The sequence below is a fragment of the Pararhodobacter zhoushanensis genome, from assembly GCF_003990445.1.
Taxonomy (GTDB): Bacteria; Pseudomonadota; Alphaproteobacteria; order Rhodobacterales; family Rhodobacteraceae; genus Pararhodobacter; species Pararhodobacter zhoushanensis.
In genome coordinates this window covers 801096-816572 of sequence record NZ_REEZ01000001.1, presented here as the reverse complement: position 1 = coordinate 816572, position 15477 = coordinate 801096, and the positions used below count along the sequence as shown (strand labels likewise).

Sequence of the window (15477 nt, the reverse complement as noted above, 5' to 3'; positions counted from 1 at the left end):
TATGCACGACACTTCGCTCGCGCCGGTCTTCTTTGAGATCGCCCTGTTGGTGCTGATGGCGGCGGGGCTGGGCCTGATCGGGCTGGCCCTGCGCCAGCCGCTGATCGTGGCGTTCATCGCCACCGGGATACTGGCCGGGCCGGATGTGCTGGGGCTGGTGCAGTCCGAAGCCTTCATCGCCCTGCTCAGCCAGATTTCCATCGCTGTCTTGCTGTTTCTGGTCGGGTTGAAGCTGGATGTCGGGCTGATCCGCAACCTCGGCGCGGTGGCTGTGGCGGCAGGTGTCGGGCAGATGGCCCTGACTGGCGTTCTCGGCGGCGCACTGGCGCTGGCGCTGGGCTATGACCTGCTGGCGGCGGTCTATATCGGCATGGCGCTGGCGATTTCGTCGACGATCATCATCGTGAAACTGTTATCCGACAAGCACGAGATCGATGCGCTGCATGGGCGTATCGCGCTGGGTATTCTCATCGTGCAGGACATCGCGGTGGTCGCGGCCATGGTGGTGGTCGCGGCGGTCGGCGGGGCAGGCGAGGCGGCGCACGCGAGTGATCCGCTGCTGATGCTGGGCGGTGCGGTCGGGATGTTGGCCGTGGTCTGGGTCTTTGTGCGCTGGCTGGCCGCGCCGCTGCTGTCGCGCATCGCCCGCGCGCCCGAGCTGGTGGTGATCTTCGCCGTCGGCTGGGCGGCGGGCTTTGCGGCGCTGGGCGATGAGATCGGCCTTGGCAAAGAGCTGGGCGGGCTGGCCGCCGGGATTTCGCTGGCCTCGACCCCGTTTCGCGATGCGATCGGCGCGCGGCTGGCGCCTTTGCGCGATTTTCTGCTGCTGTTCTTCTTTCTCAGCCTTGGGGCCGGTGTCGATCTGGGCGGGCTTGGCGCGCAGATCCTGCCGGCGCTGGTGCTCTCGGTCTTTGTGCTGCTCGGAAAGCCTGTGATCGTGCTGCTGCTGACCCGCGCGCTGGGCTACCGCACGCGCACCGGGTTTCTGGCCGGGGTGACGCTGGGCCAGATCTCGGAATTCTCGCTGATCTTTCTGGCCATGGGCGTGGCGGCGGGGCATGTCGATGAGGGGACAGGCGCGCTGATCACGCTGGTCGCCCTGATCACCATCGCGCTGTCGGTCTATGGCATCGCGTCCTCGCACAGCCTGCTGGCATGGGCAGAGCCCCTGCTCAAACGTTTCGAGCGCCGCGACATGACCCGCGAGGAAGAGGGCGACAGCCCCGACCAGCCGGGCCGGGGTTATGACGTGGTGATTCTGGGGCTGGGGCGCTATGGCCAGCGGATCGGGCAGGGGCTGAAGGCGCGCGGGTTCCGGCTGCTGGGCGTCGATTTCGACCCCGAGGCGCTGCGCCACTGGCGTGCGCTAGGGCTGGATGCGCGCTTTGGCGATGCGACGGACCCTGAGTTCATCGCTCATCTGCCGCTGCGCCGGGTGCGCGCGGTGATCTCGACCGTGCCGCCGATCCGGGGCGCGCTGGCCCAGGCTGATCCGCATCCCGTCTTCCTGCAATCGCTCCGCGATGCGGGCTATACCGGCGCGGTCGCGGTGACGGTCAACCACCGGTCCGAGGCCGACGCGGCCCGTGTGCTGGGGGCGACGCTGGTGCTCTCTCCGTTCGAGGATGCCGCCGAGCGCGCGGTGGACAAGATCGCTGACGAGTGCCGCGGCTGAGCAACGCAAAACCCCCGGCGCGGGGGCCGGGGGCTGAAGGGCGCGGGCAGGGCGGCTCAGTCGCGGCCGCGGAAGGGCTCGACGTATTGCAGCGCCATGTCCCAGGGGAAGAAGATCCAGGTGTCCTGGCTCACGCCGGTGATGAACGTGTCCACCATCGGCTCACCCATCGGCTTGGCATAGACGCAGGCGAAATGCGCCTTGGGATAGAGCGAGCGCACCAGTTCCAGCGTCTTGCCGGTATCGACCAGATCGTCGACGATCAGAATACCCTCACCGTCGCCCATCATCTCGGCGTCGGGCGACTTGATCACCTGCGCCTCACGCCGCTTGTCGGCCTTGCCGCCGCCTGCGTGGTAGGATTTCACGCTGATCGTATCGACCGTGCGGATGTCCAGCTCGCGCGCGACGATCATCGCCGGGGCCATGCCGCCGCGCGTGATGGCGACGACGGCTTTCCAGTGCCCTTCATCGGGGCCATGGCCCTGCAAGCGCCATGCCAGCGCGCGCGCGTCGCGATGTAGCTGGTCCCAGCTGACGTGAAAGCCTTTTTCATGCGGCAGGCGGTCGGTCATGGCAAACTCCTCAGGTCGCGGCGATCTTGACGCCCAGCAACGCCAGCAGGGCGCCGAAGCCGCGGTCGATCATGGTCTTCAGGCTGATATACCGCGTGCGCGTCCGATCAAGCGAGAAAAGCCGCGCGACCGCCATGTTCCACAGGGATTCGTTGAGAAACACCACCGCCAGCAGCGCAACATAGACCCAGGCGGGGGTTTGCGGCGGGACCGTTCCCAGAAAGATCGCCGAGAACATCACCGCCGGTTTGGGGTTTGCCAGCTGGGTAAACAGCCCCAGACGGAACGCCGCCGCGCCGCTGCGCGGCACCGGGCGATCGTCGCCCACGGACAGCGGCAGGCGCGCGTCGCGCCACATCTGCCAGCCCAGCCAGACCAGATACACCGCCCCGCCCAGCTTGAGCGCCCAGAGCAGCGCCGGAGCCACCGCGAACAAAAGGTTCAGCCCGAACATCGCCGCCGAGGCCCAGAAAACCGCCCCCGCCGCAATCCCCAGTGCCATCAGTGCGCCGGTGCGAAAGCCCTCGGTCAGCCCGGTGCGGGCCGACATCAGCACGGCAGGGCCGGGGCTGACCGCTGCAAACAGCGTCAGCCCGGCGAAGGCCAGAAAAGCGGCGAGCGTCATCGCGGGCTCAGTCTTTGCGGCCCGTGACCACGTCAATATCGGGCGCGTCCACGGCTTTCATGCCGACGACGTGATAGCCCGCATCGACGTGCAGGATCTCACCCGTGGTGCCCGAGCCAAGGTCCGACAGCAGATAGAGCGCGGCCTTGCCGACCTCTTCCTGCGTCACGTTGCGGCGCAGGGGCGAGTTCAGCTCGTTCCACTTCATGATATAGCGGAAATCGCCGATGCCGCTGGCGGCCAGCGTCTTGATCGGCCCGGCCGAGATGGCGTTGCAGCGGATGCCGTCCTTGCCCAGATCCTCGGCGATATACATCACCGACGCTTCAAGTGCGGCCTTGGCGATGCCCATGACGTTGTAATGGGGCATGACTTGCTCGGCGCCGTAATAGGTCAGCGTCAGCAGCGAGCCGCCCGCCGGCATCATCGCGGCAGCGCGTTTGGCCACGGCGGTGAAGGAATAGACCGAGATGTCCATCGTCATCAGGAAGTTGGCGTGCGACGTGTCGACGTAGCGGCCGCGCAGCTCGTTCTTGTCAGAAAAGCCGATGGCGTGGACCAGAAAGTCGATTTCGCCCCATTGCGCCTTGAGGTCGTCGAACATGGTGTCCACCGACGCCATATCGGCCACGTCGCACTCGAACAGACGCGGGGTGCCCAGTTTTTCGGCCAGCGGAACCACGCGTTTTTTCAGTGCTTCGCCCTGATAACTGAAAGCCAGCTCTGCGCCTTGGCTGGCAAGAGCTTGGGCGATGCCCCAGGCAATGGATTTGTCATTGGCGAGGCCCATAATGAGGCCTTTTTTACCCGCCATAAGTCCTGCTGACATCGCGGTCTCCGGATAAGACGTTTACGTTACGGCCAGCTTTAGGCCAAACCCCCCAGCGCATCAAGGGCGCGCGCTCTTGCTCGCGGGGGTGAAAACCTGACAGTGTCCGTACCAACACCTCTCTTGCCTGCAAAGGGTCCAGCCATGACCACTTCCGACTCAGACGCTTCGCGCTCTGGCATCTTTGCCGGGGACGACCCCTTCGCCATTGCCCAACGCTGGCTGCGCGAGGCCGAGGCGAGCGAGCCCAACGATCCCAATGCCATTGCCCTGTCGACCGTCGATGCCGACGGGCTTCCTAATGCTCGCATGGTATTGCTCAAGGAGATTGAACAGTTTGGTGACGGTACGGGGGCTTTTGTTTTCTATACAAACTATCGCAGCGCCAAGGCCCGCGAAATCGAAGGCGCGGGCAAGGCCGCTTTTGTGATGCACTGGAAATCGCTGCGCCGACAAATCCGGGTGCGGGGTCTGGTCGCGCGTGAGGACGGGCCGCAAGCCGACGCCTATTACACCAGCCGTTCGCTACAGTCGCGCCTTGGGGCCTGGGCTTCTCAACAATCCCAACCGCTTGCCTCGCGCGGGGCCTTGATGGCCGAGGTTGCCAAGATGTCTTTACGTTACGGCACCAACCCGCCGCGTCCCCCGTTTTGGGGTGGGTTTCGGATCACGCCGGTCGAGATCGAGTTTTGGGCGGACGGCGCCTTCCGGTTGCATGATCGCTTCCGGTTTACACGTCTAAATGATGCCGAGCCTTGGGTCATTTCCCGCCTGAACCCCTGAATTTCACGCTTCGTGAAACGCCCGCCTCTTGCCATTGCTGCAAAATGCGAAGATGCTGCTGCAAGGTTGGCGATGTTAATGGTTGGGAATATAAATGGTCGAGATAGAACGGGGCCTTCCGCGAGTGCGCGGGAGTGTCAAATGGTTCGACCCCACGAAGGGCTTTGGCTTTATCGTTGCAGAAGCGGGCGGTCCCGACATCCTTCTGCACGTCAACGCCTTACGCAATTTTGGCCAGAGTTCGGTCTGTGACCGCGCCGGCATCGAAGTGAGCGTCCAGCAGACCCAACGCGGTCTTCAGGCGGTCGAAGTCTTTGAAATCACGCCGCCGCCTGACACCATCGTCGAAACCGACGATGTTCACGAGGCCGAAGACCCGGCGATTGCCGATCTTCCGCTTGAGCCTGCGCGCATCAAATGGTTCGACAAGATCAAGGGGTTTGGCTTTGCCAACTGCTTTGGTTTGCCCGACGATGTGTTTATTCACATGGAAGTGCTGCGCAAATCCGGCTTTGCCGAGTTACAACCGGGCGAGGCCGTGGGCTTGCGCATCGTTGAAGGCGAGCGTGGCCGCATGGCAGTTGCCATCGCATCGTGGGAAACTGCGCTGCACAACAAGGGTTAAGGGTTTATGGTGCGGAACGGGTTTGTCGGCGTTGTTTTGGCTTTGGTTATTGGGGCGGGCCAAGCCTCGGCCAGCGCCTGTTCCGAAGATCATGTGCAACTGCGCGGCGACTTCGGGCAGGCAGCCTTCACCGTTGAAGTGGCTGATACCGAGAACGAGCGCGCACTGGGCCTGATGCACCGCGAGTCGATGCCGCGCTTCTCGGGCATGCTTTTTGTCTTCGACGCCCCTCAGCGGGCGGTTTTCTGGATGGAAAACACCCTGATCCCGCTGGATATGCTGTTTCTGGACGCCGAAGGCGTGGTGCAAACGGTGCATGCCAACGCGATCCCGCTGGACCGCACGGGCATCGATGGCGGCTTTGGCATCCAGTATGTTCTGGAAATCAACGGCGGCATGGCCGAGCGTCTGAACATCGAAGAGGGTGCCGTTCTGCGCCACCCGGCGATCGCGCAGGACACGGCAGCATGGCCTTGCGATTAATCGCTCTTTCCAGCCGCGCAAAGCTGGTCTAAGAGGCACCTGTCGGGGCGTGGCGCAGCTTGGTAGCGCGACGGTTTTGGGTACCGTAGGTCGTAGGTTCGAATCCTATCGCCCCGACCATTCTCTGTAATCAGTGTCTTTTCCATCGCCCGTTCATCGGGCGATTAAGGGCTGTTGCGCTATTCGTTGATCAGACAGCGCAGCGCCGCCGCCGACACCGGTGCTGACAGCCAGAACCCGGCGGGCTGGCTGGACGTGCTCGGGTCACATGGGCCCCCGAAACGCGCTTCCTTACCGCCCTGTGTACGCCCGGGTGCTGGCAACCGTAGTGCCGTTGCGGCATAAACGGCGCATTCGGTGACGCTTGCTTCTGGTGGGACTGCAACCACTGGCCGTCACCTCAGTCATCCCGGGAAACGGAGCAGAGACATGAGCATAGCCGGTCTGGACGAATACCTGTCGCGTGAGGCGATCAAGGACTGCCTCTACCGCTATGCGCGCGGCATTGACCGGGCTGATGAGGCCGCGCTCCTGTCCTCGTACTGGCCGGACGCCTATGACAGCCACGGCGCGACCGCGGGGCCGGTATCGGAGTTTTACGAAAGGGTCCGGGGCGCCTGGGCGCGTGAGCCGCGCAATGTGCACCATGTGACGAACATCCTGATCACGTTCCGCGACGCATATAGCGCCGAGGTCGAGAGCTATTTTCTGGCGCTGCAACGCGGCGCTGGCCCGGATGGCGTGGTGCGGCAGGTGATGATGAGCGGGCGCTATTGCGACCTGTTCGAGCAGCGCGACGGTGAATGGCGGGTGGCGCGCAGGACCGTAGTCTATGACTGGGTGGACCCGCAGCCGGTGCCGCAGGGCTCCGAGGCTGAACGCTTCGGGCCGCGCCAGCCGGTTGGCACAGCGTGGCCCGGTGATCCGGTGTACCGGATCGGCAAGGACTGAGCGGTCAGGAAGCGCGGTCGAACCGGCCCAGCGCGCCGTCATAATTGACCAGCGCCGCGTCGGGCGATCCTGCCGTCACCGACACAACGCGACCGATCAGCACCGTGTGGCTGCCGGCCTCGTGCTGGGCGAGGCTGGTGCAGATCAGGCTTTGCAGCGCGGTCTTTAGGACCGGGGCGCTGTGGTCCCCGGCCTCCCAGTCTTCATCGAAGCGCGCAGCCCCATGGCGGACCCGCTGCCCGGCGAAGAGCATCGCTTCCTCGGTCTGATCGGCGCGCAGGATGTTGATGCTGAAACTCGGCGCGCTGGTGACGCAGGCATGGGCGGCGGCGCGCCGGTTCAGGCAGACCAGCACGATGGGCGGCTCGGCCGAGACGGATGAAAAGGCCGAAACCGTCATCCCGCAGCGCGCCTCACCGCTGCCTGCTGCCACGATGCACACACCCGACGCAAAGCGCCGCATGGCTTGTCGGAACGCGTCGGCATCGACCGGGGGTAGTGCCTCGATCTCGTCGATATGCGCGCGGATACGGCCCTGGGCATCAACCCAGCCGTGCTTGACGGCAAAGCCGAGCATGGCGGCAAAGCCGTTCTCCCAGTCGGGCTGGCCGGCGAAGGGCGAGATGGCCCTGATCGCATCCGGCCGAACCCAGGCGTGATCTGCGTCATCGAGCTCAGCCACCGGGGCGACGGCTGCGCTGCGGTTTGCGGTCAGCGTGCCATCAAGCGCAATCGAGAAGCGCTTGAAGTCCTCGGCACTTTCGAGGCGAGGTGCCGCTCCGGCGGTGAGAACGATCCGCATGGTCTTACTCGGCCGCCGCGGAGACTTTGGTCGTGCTGCCGACCGCTTTCTGAACCGCCGGGATGATCGTGTCGCCCCAGAGCTCCATCTGCTTGAGCATGGTCTTCTGATCAAAGTCACCCAGCTGGGTCTGCAACGCGATATGGTCGGGGCGCAGCACTTCGATTTCCTCGATCAGCCGCTCGATTACCCGGTTCACGCTGCCGACCGGCAGGTTGCGGCGCAGGTCTTCGATGGTCGGATCACCCTCAGAGGGGACCTCTTTCATCATGTAGCCGTCGTCGGTGGTCTGGGTGCGGTTCTTCAGGCTGAACGACAGGCGGCGCTGGAAGATGGCGTTCTCCAGATACGAGTCGATCTCGGCATCATTGTCGCTGGCATAGCCGCAGCGCAAAAAGCCGATGCGGGACTTGCTGCCGTCGGTGCCAGACTCCTCGATCGCCTGATCCAGCTGCCCGCGGACATGACGCACCGAGTCCATGCCGTTGAGCAGGGCGGTCACAAACATGTTGTAGCCTTCGCGGAAGGCATGGGCGCGGATCTTGGGGTTGCCGGTGGTGATCCACAGCGGCGGCATCGGGTCTTGCATGGGCCGGGTCGCGATCGAGCTGGGCGGGATGTTGAGATACTCGCTGTGGTGCTCAAAGATCTTTTGCGTCAGCGCCTTGGGGATGACTTCGAGGTATTCCTCAAAGATTTTCCCGGCATCGGCCAGATTGGTATCAAAGCGCTGGAACTCGAAATCCTGATAGCCAACGCCGATGCCCAACTCCAGACGGCCGTTCGACAGCGTGTCGACAAAGCCGACCTCGGCCAGAAAGCGCGGGGCGTGGTAGAGCGGCAGGATACAGACCGCCGAACCAAGGCGGATCGTGCTGGTCTTGCCGGCGCAATGCGCCACCATCATCAGCGGCGAGGGCGACAGCGAGTAGTTGTTGAAATGGTGTTCAGCGTACCAGGCGTTTGAAAAACCGGCCTTTTCAGCCATGACCGTTTGCTCGACAGCATTCGCGATCACCTGATGCGAAGACTGATGGTAGCCGCGCTGCTGCGCAAGAATGAAGGCGCCGAAGTCCATGGTATTTTCCTCCCGTCAGAACATCTGCCTCCAGTGTAGGTTATTGCAATTTTGGTGATAACCGGGCAGTTTCGCAGCTCAGCTTTGCAAGAAATGAAAAGGTGGTAATGGACAAGCTGCGGGCGATGGAACTCTTGGTGGCGACCGCCGAAAGCGGCAGCTTCTCTGCTGCCGGGCGGCTTTATGGCCTGTCCCCGGCCAGCGTCTCGCGCCATGTGAACGAGCTTGAGGCCAGTCTGGGCGTCACGCTGATCCACCGTTCGACCCGCGCGCTGACCCTGACCGAGGCCGGGCAGCGCTATCACCGGGATGCCAGCGACATTCTGGCGTCGGTCAAGGCGGCAGAGAATGCGGCCAGCGATCAGAATGAATCCCCGCGCGGCATACTGCGGGTGCATTCGCGCACGATGTTCGGGGTGTCGGTGCTGTCACGGCTGCAACCGTCGTTCTCGCAACTCTATCCCGATCTGGTGGTCGATCTGCATCTGTCCGAGCAGCCGGTACGCCTGCGTGAGGACGGGTTCGACCTTGATTTCCGCATCGCACCGCCTGCCGAGCAAGGATTGGTGCGGCGGCGTTTGTTTCTGAGCCAGCGTATTCTGGTGGCCTCGCCCGCGTATCTGGCGCGCACGCCCGCCATTACCTGCCCGCAAGACTTGTCAGCGCATGACTGTCTGACCTACTGGACCAGTCACGAACGGGTCTATTGGCGGTTCCGCGACGGCGAAACCGAGCATGAACTTGCGATCCCCACCGTGTTCAGTTCCAACAACGGATTGGTGCTGCTGAACATGGCGCTCGCAGGGCAGGGCATCGCGTTGCTCGATGACTACACGGTTGCCGATCAGATCGCGTCGGGTGCGCTGGTGGTCGTTCTGCCGGACATGCGGGTGACCAACGCGACGTTTGAGGAAGGGATCTTTGTCACCTATCCCGAAGCGCCGTTTATTCCCGCCAAACTGCGGCTTTATATCGATTTTGTCGTCGCACATTGGGGGCGCGCCCTGCGAGAGGGCAGTTTGCCGGGGCGCAGGCCTTGACCGATCGGTCAGGGGCCGTCACTTTGCGGTAACGCAGACGGCTTCGGGGCAACAACGATGAATGAGCAAGACAGCCGGGCAGACGACAGTGCCGATTCGGGGACGGATGAGGGCAGCGCGCGGGTGCAGGAGTTGCTCGAAGTCGGCACCCGGATCTTTGCCGAAAAAGGCTATGAAGGCACGTCGATGCGCGACATCGCGATGGCGGCGGGCGTGTCAAAAGCGCTGCTGTACCATCATTTTGTCAGCAAGGACGAAATCTACGCGCGGATTTCGTTCAACTCGACGCGCAATCTGTATGAGTTTGTCGAAGCCCGCATCCCTGAAACCGGCACGGCGTCGGAGAAGATCCTTGCCTTCATGACCGCTGCCGCCACGTTCTTTGCCGATCATCGCTCGTCGTGGATCGCCGCCAGTACGGCCTTCTGGACCGATCCTGACCGCCACCGCATGGCGCGCCGCGTCGCCCGTCGGCGGCTGTTCGAGCAACGGTTGCGCGATCTGATCCGCGAAGGCGTCGACTCGGGGGAGTTCCGCGAGGTCGATCCGGCGGCGGCGGGGCGTTTGATCCTGTCAGGCATCAACTGGATGCAGCGCTGGTTCGACCCGGCGAAAAGCCTGAGCGCTGAAGACATCGTCAGCCAGTACGCCGATATTATCCTGAACGGACTGAAAAGCTGAGTGTTCGCAGCTCAAGCGCATGGCAAAAGGCCCCGTCTTGCGACGGGGCCTTTGCGTCGGCGTAAACCTGAGGCTTACTCGAGACGGATGTTGTTCCGGGTAATCACGCCCCCCCAGAAGTCCATGTCCCAGTCCAGTTGAGCCTGCATCGCATCGGCGCCGCCAACTTCGGGCGTCATGCCGACGTTGTTCATGCGTTCTTGCAGATCCGCGCTGTTCAACGCGGTTTGCAGCGCTTCGCTGACACGGGTGATGTCGCTGTCGGGCGTGCCGGTCGGGGCCAGAAGGCCGAACCAGAACGAAGACACCAGCTCAGGGTAGCCAAGCTCGGTCGTGGTCGGCAGGTCGGGGAAGCGCGGGTGGCGCTCGGGCGAGGAAATCGCCAGCATCACCAGATCGCCCGACTCCTGATGCGCGACCAGCGAGATCGGCGTCGAGAAGTTCAGGTCATTCTGCCCGCCGATCAGGTCGGTAATCGCCGAGGGGTTGTTGTCATAGGCGACGTCAACCATGTCGACGCCCAACCGGTCCTGCAAGACCATGCCGAACAGATGGGTCACGCTGCCCGGTCCCAGCGTTGCGTAGCGCAGCGGCGTGCCGCGCTCGTGGGCATAGGCCACCAGACCGTCGATATCCTCGCCGCCCATCGACGCGGGGACAGAGATCGTCAGCGGTCCGCTCATCATCGTGCCGACCGGCGCAAAGCTGTCCATGCTGTAATCAAGGCCGTCGCGCAGCAGCACGTTCAGCGACAGCGGGCCGGTTGCGCCGACGAAATAGGTCAGGCCATCGGGCGCGGCATGGGCCGCAAGGGTGGCGCCGATGATGCCATTGGCACCCGGCTTGTTCTCGACAAGCACCGGCTGGCCAAGGGTTTGCGACATCGAATCGGCGATCTCGCGCACCAGCCCGTCGATCAGCCCGCCGCCGCCATAGGGCACGATAAGGGTGATCGGCGCACCCGATTGCGCGAATGTTGCGACCGGTGTCAGTGCGGTGGTCAGTGCAAGCCCTGCTGCGGCAAGCACACCCCTGCGGTTCATCGTCATCATGGTGCTGTTCCTCCCTGAACGTCGCGCGGCCGGCAAAGCCATGCGTGTCTTCAGCCTAGGCACTGACCGACCGGTCAGTCAAGGGGGGATTTTCCGGCAAAAAGTCATTGTGGGCTGTGGCAACTCTTGCTAGCGTGAGGCTGACTGACCGATCGGTCAGGGCGCTTCGGAGGGGGAATCGACCGTGTTTGACAAGAAGAATGTGCGCGTAGAGCTGCAGGGCATGGTGGCGCTTGTGACGCTTGACCGGCCGCCGGTGAACGCATTGGACCGGGCCACCCGCTATGAACTGGTCGAGGTCTTCGACGCGATTTCCCAAAGCGATGACGTGCGTTGCGCGGTCCTGACCGGCAGCGGCAAGATGTTCTGCGCCGGGGCCGATCTCAAGGATCGCCCGGACGCCGACAAGCCCGGCGACTTTCTCGAACACAACCGAATCACCCGCGAAACCGGCAATGCCATCCGCGAATGCGCCAAGCCGGTGATCGCTGCGGTCAACGGCCCGGCGCTGGGTGCGGGTCTGGGGCTGATGGCCTCGTGCGACATCTTCTATGCTTCGGACAACGCTGTGTTCGGCATGCCCGAGATCAACGTCGGCCTCGCCGGGGGCGCGTCGATGCTGCATTCGCTGTTCGGGCGCTCGACCACCCGCCGGATGTTCTTTTCCGGTGTGCGCCTGACCGCTGACGAGTTGCTCGCCCGCTCGGTGATTGAAAAGGTCACCACGCCCGAGGCGCTTTTGCCCACCGCGATGGAACTGGCGCAGGAAATCGCCCAGAAGGCGCCGCTGGCGATCACCTACGCCAAGCAGGCCGCGAATATGGTCGAGAACATGCCCCAGCGCGACGCCTATCGGCTTGAGCAGAACTACACGATGGCGCTGTCCAAGACCGAGGATGCCAAGGAAGCCCGCATGGCCTTTCTTGAAAAGCGCGATCCGGTGTTCAAGGGGCGCTGAGATGGACATGACGTCGCCCGCAAAGGGCCTGAACGCGCTGTTCTCGCCGCGCTCCATCGCCATTGTCGGCGCATCCTCCGAGCCGACGAAGACCGGCGGCCGTCCGATGCACATGCTGCTCAAATACGGCTATGCCGGGGCGATCTGGCCGATCAATCCCAAAGCGGATGTCGTGCAGGGCCTGCCTGCCTTTGCGTCGGTCGATGACCTGCCCGGCGTGCCCGACCTTGTGCTGGTTGCTGTCCCCGGCGCGGGCGCTGTCGCAGCACTTGAGGCAGCAGCCGCCAAAGGGGCAGGGGCGGCTATCGTGCTGAGCGCCGGGTTTGCGGAAAGCGGCCCCGAGGGTGCGGCGCGGCAGGACCGTCTGACGGCGCTCGCCCGCGAGACGGGTATGCGCATTCTGGGGCCGAACTGCCTTGGCGCGCTCAGCGTGCGCGAGCGGGCCATCGGCACCTTCTCGGTCGCGCTGGAAAACGAGATGCCCAAGACCGGCGGCGTCTCCATCGTCTCGCAAAGCGGCAATATCGGCAGCGCGGCCCTGCGCCAGCTCAAGGACAGCGGTGCGGGCCTTGCGCGGTTCATCGCGACGGGGAACGAGGCCGATCTGCAAGCCGCCGATGCGCTTGAATGGCTGGCGACCGACGAGGAAACCAGCGTCATCCTGTGCTGTATCGAAACCTGCCGCGATGCCCCGCGCCTGACGCGGGCGCTTGACCGCGCGCGGGATGCGGGCAAGCCGGTGATCGTGCTCAAGATCGGCACTTCCGAGGCGGGCCAGAAAGCGGCGCAGTCGCATACCGGCGGGCTGGCGGGCAGCGACCGGGTGTTTGACGCGGTGTTCCTGCGTCACGGCGCGGTGCGGGTGCGCTCGCTTGAAGAACTGGTGCAGGTCGGCGCTGCGGTCGAAGCTATCGGGACGCGCAGCGTCGGCACGGCCCCGTCGGCGGCGATGATCGCTGCCTCGGGCGGGTTCGGCATCATGATGGCCGATGCGGCGGCGCAACACGGCGTGGGCGTGAACCCGTTGACCGCCGCCACGCAGGCGCGCATCCGGGCGGCTTTGCCTTTGGCGGCAACGGCGAACCCGGTCGATGCGACGGCGCAGATGTCCGCCAGTCCCGACATTCTGGAAAAGCTGGTCGATGCCGCGCTGGCGGATGAGGCAAACAGCACGGTCTGTCTGATGCTGGCGCTGGGCATGGAAATTCCCCGTCTGCGCACGGTCTTTACCCAAGCGCTGTCACGGGTCACGGCCCGCCATCCGGGCAAGACGCTGGTCGCCTGCCTGTCCGGCCCCAGCGACGCCATCGCCGAGCTGCGCAGCTTCGGCATCGCCTGTTTTCCGACCATCGACGCCGCGATGGGCGGGATCGCCGCCCTTGCCAAGGTCGAGGCGATCCGCGCGGCGGGGGCGACCGCGCTGCCGTCCATTCCTGCGGCCCCGCTGCCCGCCGGTGCCACGCGCAACGAGGCATCGGCTAAGGCGGTGCTGACCGACGCGGGCCTGACCTTCGCGAATGAGATCACCGTCACCTCGGCCAGCGACGCGACGGACGCTGCCAGCAGGATCGGCGGGCTGGTCGCGATGAAGGTTCTGTCGCCAGACATCCAGCACAAAAGCGATATCGGCGGGGTCGAGCTGGGCATTGACCCCTCAGGCGCTGCTTCCGCCTACACGCGCATCCGCGACGCCGTGGCGCGCCACGCGCCCGACGCCGCGTTCGACGGCGTGCTGGTCGCGCCAATGATCAACGGCGGGACCGAGATGATCCTTGGCACCGTGACCGATCCGATCTTTGGCCCGGCGGTCATGGTCGGTCTGGGCGGGGTGTTTGCCGAAATCTTCAAGGACACGGCCCTGCGGCTGGCTCCGGTGACCGAAGCCGAGGCGGCCGAGATGCTGCGCGAACTGCGCGCCTATCCGCTGCTCGATGGTGCGCGCGGCCGCGCCCCGGCTGACAAGGCCGCGCTCTGCACGGCCATCGCCGCGCTGTCGCGCTTTGCCGTGCGCCACGCGCAGGACGTGGCCGAAATCGACATCAATCCCGTGCTGGTCCGGGATGACGGGCAGGGCGTGCTTGCGCTCGACGCGCTGATCATCCCGCACCAGACCGCCCAGCAAGAGGCCGCCCAATGACGCCCACAGCCCCAGCGGACGCTTTCACGCCCGGCGCCTATGCGGCCCGTGCCCGTGCCTGGCTGCACGACAACCTCACCGACGCCCTGCGCACCGACCGCGCGTTGAGCGAGCCTGCATCGCTGGCCGAGCGGGTCGCGTTCGAGGCCGAGATGCACAAGGCCGGACTGGCCGGGATCACCTGGCCCAAGGCCTATGGCGGCCACGGGCTGACCCTGCGCGAACATCTTGAGGCAAACCGCGAGATCGGGCGCGCGCCGGTGCCCAATTCGGTCAACTCCATCGGCAAGGAACTGGCCGGGCCGATCATCATGGCCGTCGGGACGCCGGCGCAGCAGGCCGAGTACCTGCCCGAGATCCTGAACATGCAGACCATCTGGTGTCAGGGCTTTTCCGAACCCGGCGCGGGCTCGGATCTGGCCGCGCTGCGCACCAAGGCTGAAGCCACGGCGGACGGCTGGCGCGTTAATGGGCAGAAGATCTGGACCTCGGGTGCCTCCAAGTCGCAGCGCTGCCTGCTGCTGGCGCGCACCGGCAGCGTGCAGGATCGTCATCGCGGTCTGGTCATGTTCGCCGTGCCGATGGACAGCCCCGGCGTCAGCGTGCGCGAGATCCGCTCGATTGATGGCGCGCGCTCGTTCTGCGAAGTGTTCTTTTCCGATGTGATCGTCGATGAGGCGAACATGCTGGGCACGCCGGATGAAGGCTGGGCGGCGGCAACGCGTGTCTTGTCCATTGAGCGCGCCACGAACCGCATGTACCGGCCCTGGCGCTTTCAAAGCGAGCTTGAGCATCTGGTTGCGGTCTGTCGCAGCGACAAGGCTGCCTATGCGGTCCTGAAATCCCACGCCCGCGAGCTGGCCGAGATCCGCACCGAGATCGAGCTGCTCAAGGGCCATGTCGAAACGCTGGTCGACAGCCTGCTGGCCGGTGAGGAAATCGGCCCGCGCGGCAGTTTCCCCAAATTCTTCTGGTCCGAGGCGCATCAGCGCTTCACGCGTCTGGCCTTTGACATCGTCTCGCGCTTTGCGCCGGGGGTCGACGGCCCGCTGCGCGACGTGCAGGCGCGGATGCAGGAGGCCTACCTGTCAAGCCGGGCCGAGACGATCTACGCCGGCACGACCGAGATCCAGCTCGACATCATTGCCAACCGCATCCTCCATCTCAAGAAGGTGGCCTGATC

Annotated in this window: 16 protein-coding genes and 1 tRNA gene; 11 read left to right on the top strand and 6 right to left on the bottom strand. The window is 64.6% G+C overall.

Annotated features, from left to right (window positions below):
- Position 1 precedes the first annotated feature (1 nt).
- Positions 2-1675, top strand: a complete 1674-nt coding sequence (locus EAE28_RS03980; RefSeq protein WP_127104508.1) for a cation:proton antiporter — start codon at positions 2-4, stop codon at positions 1673-1675.
- 56 nt (positions 1676-1731) lie between these two features.
- Here the strand turns inward: EAE28_RS03980 and gpt are convergent, their stop codons facing one another.
- Genes gpt through fabI form a run of 3 tightly spaced genes read right to left on the bottom strand, consistent with a single transcriptional unit; the run spans position 1732 to position 3704 of the window.
- Positions 1732-2250: a xanthine phosphoribosyltransferase gene (gene gpt, locus EAE28_RS03975; protein WP_127104507.1), complete on the bottom strand. Its 519-nt coding sequence runs from the start codon at positions 2248-2250 to the stop codon at positions 1732-1734.
- A 10-nt stretch (positions 2251-2260) separates the two neighbouring features.
- The gene (locus EAE28_RS03970) at positions 2261-2875 is read right to left on the bottom strand and encodes a LysE family translocator (RefSeq protein WP_127104506.1); all 615 of its coding nucleotides are present in this window, start codon (positions 2873-2875) and stop codon (positions 2261-2263) included.
- 7 nt (positions 2876-2882) lie between these two features.
- The gene (fabI, locus tag EAE28_RS03965; RefSeq protein WP_127104505.1) at positions 2883-3704 is read right to left on the bottom strand and encodes an enoyl-ACP reductase FabI; all 822 of its coding nucleotides are present in this window, start codon (positions 3702-3704) and stop codon (positions 2883-2885) included.
- 144 nt (positions 3705-3848) lie between these two features.
- Between fabI and pdxH the strand changes: the two genes are divergently transcribed.
- From pdxH to EAE28_RS03940, 5 genes are all read left to right on the top strand, one after another.
- Complete coding sequence (gene pdxH / locus EAE28_RS03960; RefSeq protein ID WP_127104504.1) at positions 3849-4487, top strand: pyridoxamine 5'-phosphate oxidase; 639 nt, start codon at positions 3849-3851, stop codon at positions 4485-4487.
- Between the two features lie 94 nt (positions 4488-4581).
- On the top strand, positions 4582-5112 hold the full coding sequence (locus EAE28_RS03955; protein ID WP_127104503.1) for a cold-shock protein: 531 nt from the start codon (positions 4582-4584) through the stop codon (positions 5110-5112).
- Between the two features lie 6 nt (positions 5113-5118).
- On the top strand, positions 5119-5595 hold the full coding sequence (locus EAE28_RS03950; RefSeq protein ID WP_127104502.1) for a DUF192 domain-containing protein: 477 nt from the start codon (positions 5119-5121) through the stop codon (positions 5593-5595).
- 43 nt (positions 5596-5638) lie between these two features.
- Positions 5639-5715, top strand: a tRNA-Pro gene (locus tag EAE28_RS03945).
- Positions 5716-6024: 309 nt separating this feature from the next.
- Complete coding sequence (locus EAE28_RS03940) at positions 6025-6546, top strand: nuclear transport factor 2 family protein (protein ID WP_127104501.1); 522 nt, start codon at positions 6025-6027, stop codon at positions 6544-6546.
- Positions 6547-6550: 4 nt separating this feature from the next.
- Here the strand turns inward: EAE28_RS03940 and EAE28_RS03935 are convergent, their stop codons facing one another.
- Both EAE28_RS03935 and EAE28_RS03930 read right to left on the bottom strand, forming a co-directional pair.
- The gene (locus EAE28_RS03935; RefSeq protein ID WP_127104500.1) at positions 6551-7348 is read right to left on the bottom strand and encodes a flavin reductase family protein; all 798 of its coding nucleotides are present in this window, start codon (positions 7346-7348) and stop codon (positions 6551-6553) included.
- 4 nt (positions 7349-7352) lie between these two features.
- Positions 7353-8426, bottom strand: a complete 1074-nt coding sequence (locus tag EAE28_RS03930) for an LLM class flavin-dependent oxidoreductase (RefSeq protein WP_127104499.1) — start codon at positions 8424-8426, stop codon at positions 7353-7355.
- Between the two features lie 107 nt (positions 8427-8533).
- Here EAE28_RS03930 and EAE28_RS03925 point away from each other — a divergent pair, with 107 nt between their 5' ends.
- On the top strand, positions 8534-9466 hold the full coding sequence (locus EAE28_RS03925; protein WP_127104498.1) for a LysR family transcriptional regulator: 933 nt from the start codon (positions 8534-8536) through the stop codon (positions 9464-9466).
- 57 nt (positions 9467-9523) lie between these two features.
- Positions 9524-10147 carry a TetR/AcrR family transcriptional regulator gene (locus EAE28_RS03920; RefSeq protein ID WP_127104497.1) on the top strand — a complete coding sequence of 208 codons (624 nt, stop codon included), beginning with the start codon at positions 9524-9526 and terminating at the stop codon, positions 10145-10147.
- A 74-nt stretch (positions 10148-10221) separates the two neighbouring features.
- Here EAE28_RS03920 and EAE28_RS03915 read toward each other — a convergent pair whose 3' ends face one another.
- Positions 10222-11199: a tripartite tricarboxylate transporter substrate binding protein gene (locus EAE28_RS03915; protein WP_246022260.1), complete on the bottom strand. Its 978-nt coding sequence runs from the start codon at positions 11197-11199 to the stop codon at positions 10222-10224.
- 184 nt (positions 11200-11383) lie between these two features.
- On the opposite strand from EAE28_RS03915, the gene EAE28_RS03910 reads away from it, so the two are divergent.
- The 3 genes from EAE28_RS03910 to EAE28_RS03900 are packed head-to-tail and all read left to right on the top strand — an operon-like array spanning position 11384 to position 15475.
- On the top strand, positions 11384-12157 hold the full coding sequence (locus EAE28_RS03910) for an enoyl-CoA hydratase/isomerase family protein (protein ID WP_127104496.1): 774 nt from the start codon (positions 11384-11386) through the stop codon (positions 12155-12157).
- 7 nt (positions 12158-12164) lie between these two features.
- A complete protein-coding gene (locus EAE28_RS03905; RefSeq protein WP_127104495.1) occupies positions 12165-14294 on the top strand; it encodes an acetate--CoA ligase family protein in 2130 nt (709 codons plus the stop codon).
- Complete coding sequence (locus EAE28_RS03900) at positions 14291-15475, top strand: acyl-CoA dehydrogenase family protein (protein WP_127104494.1); 1185 nt, start codon at positions 14291-14293, stop codon at positions 15473-15475. Before EAE28_RS03905 ends, EAE28_RS03900 begins: the two co-directional genes overlap by 4 nt.
- Positions 15476-15477 lie beyond the last annotated feature (2 nt).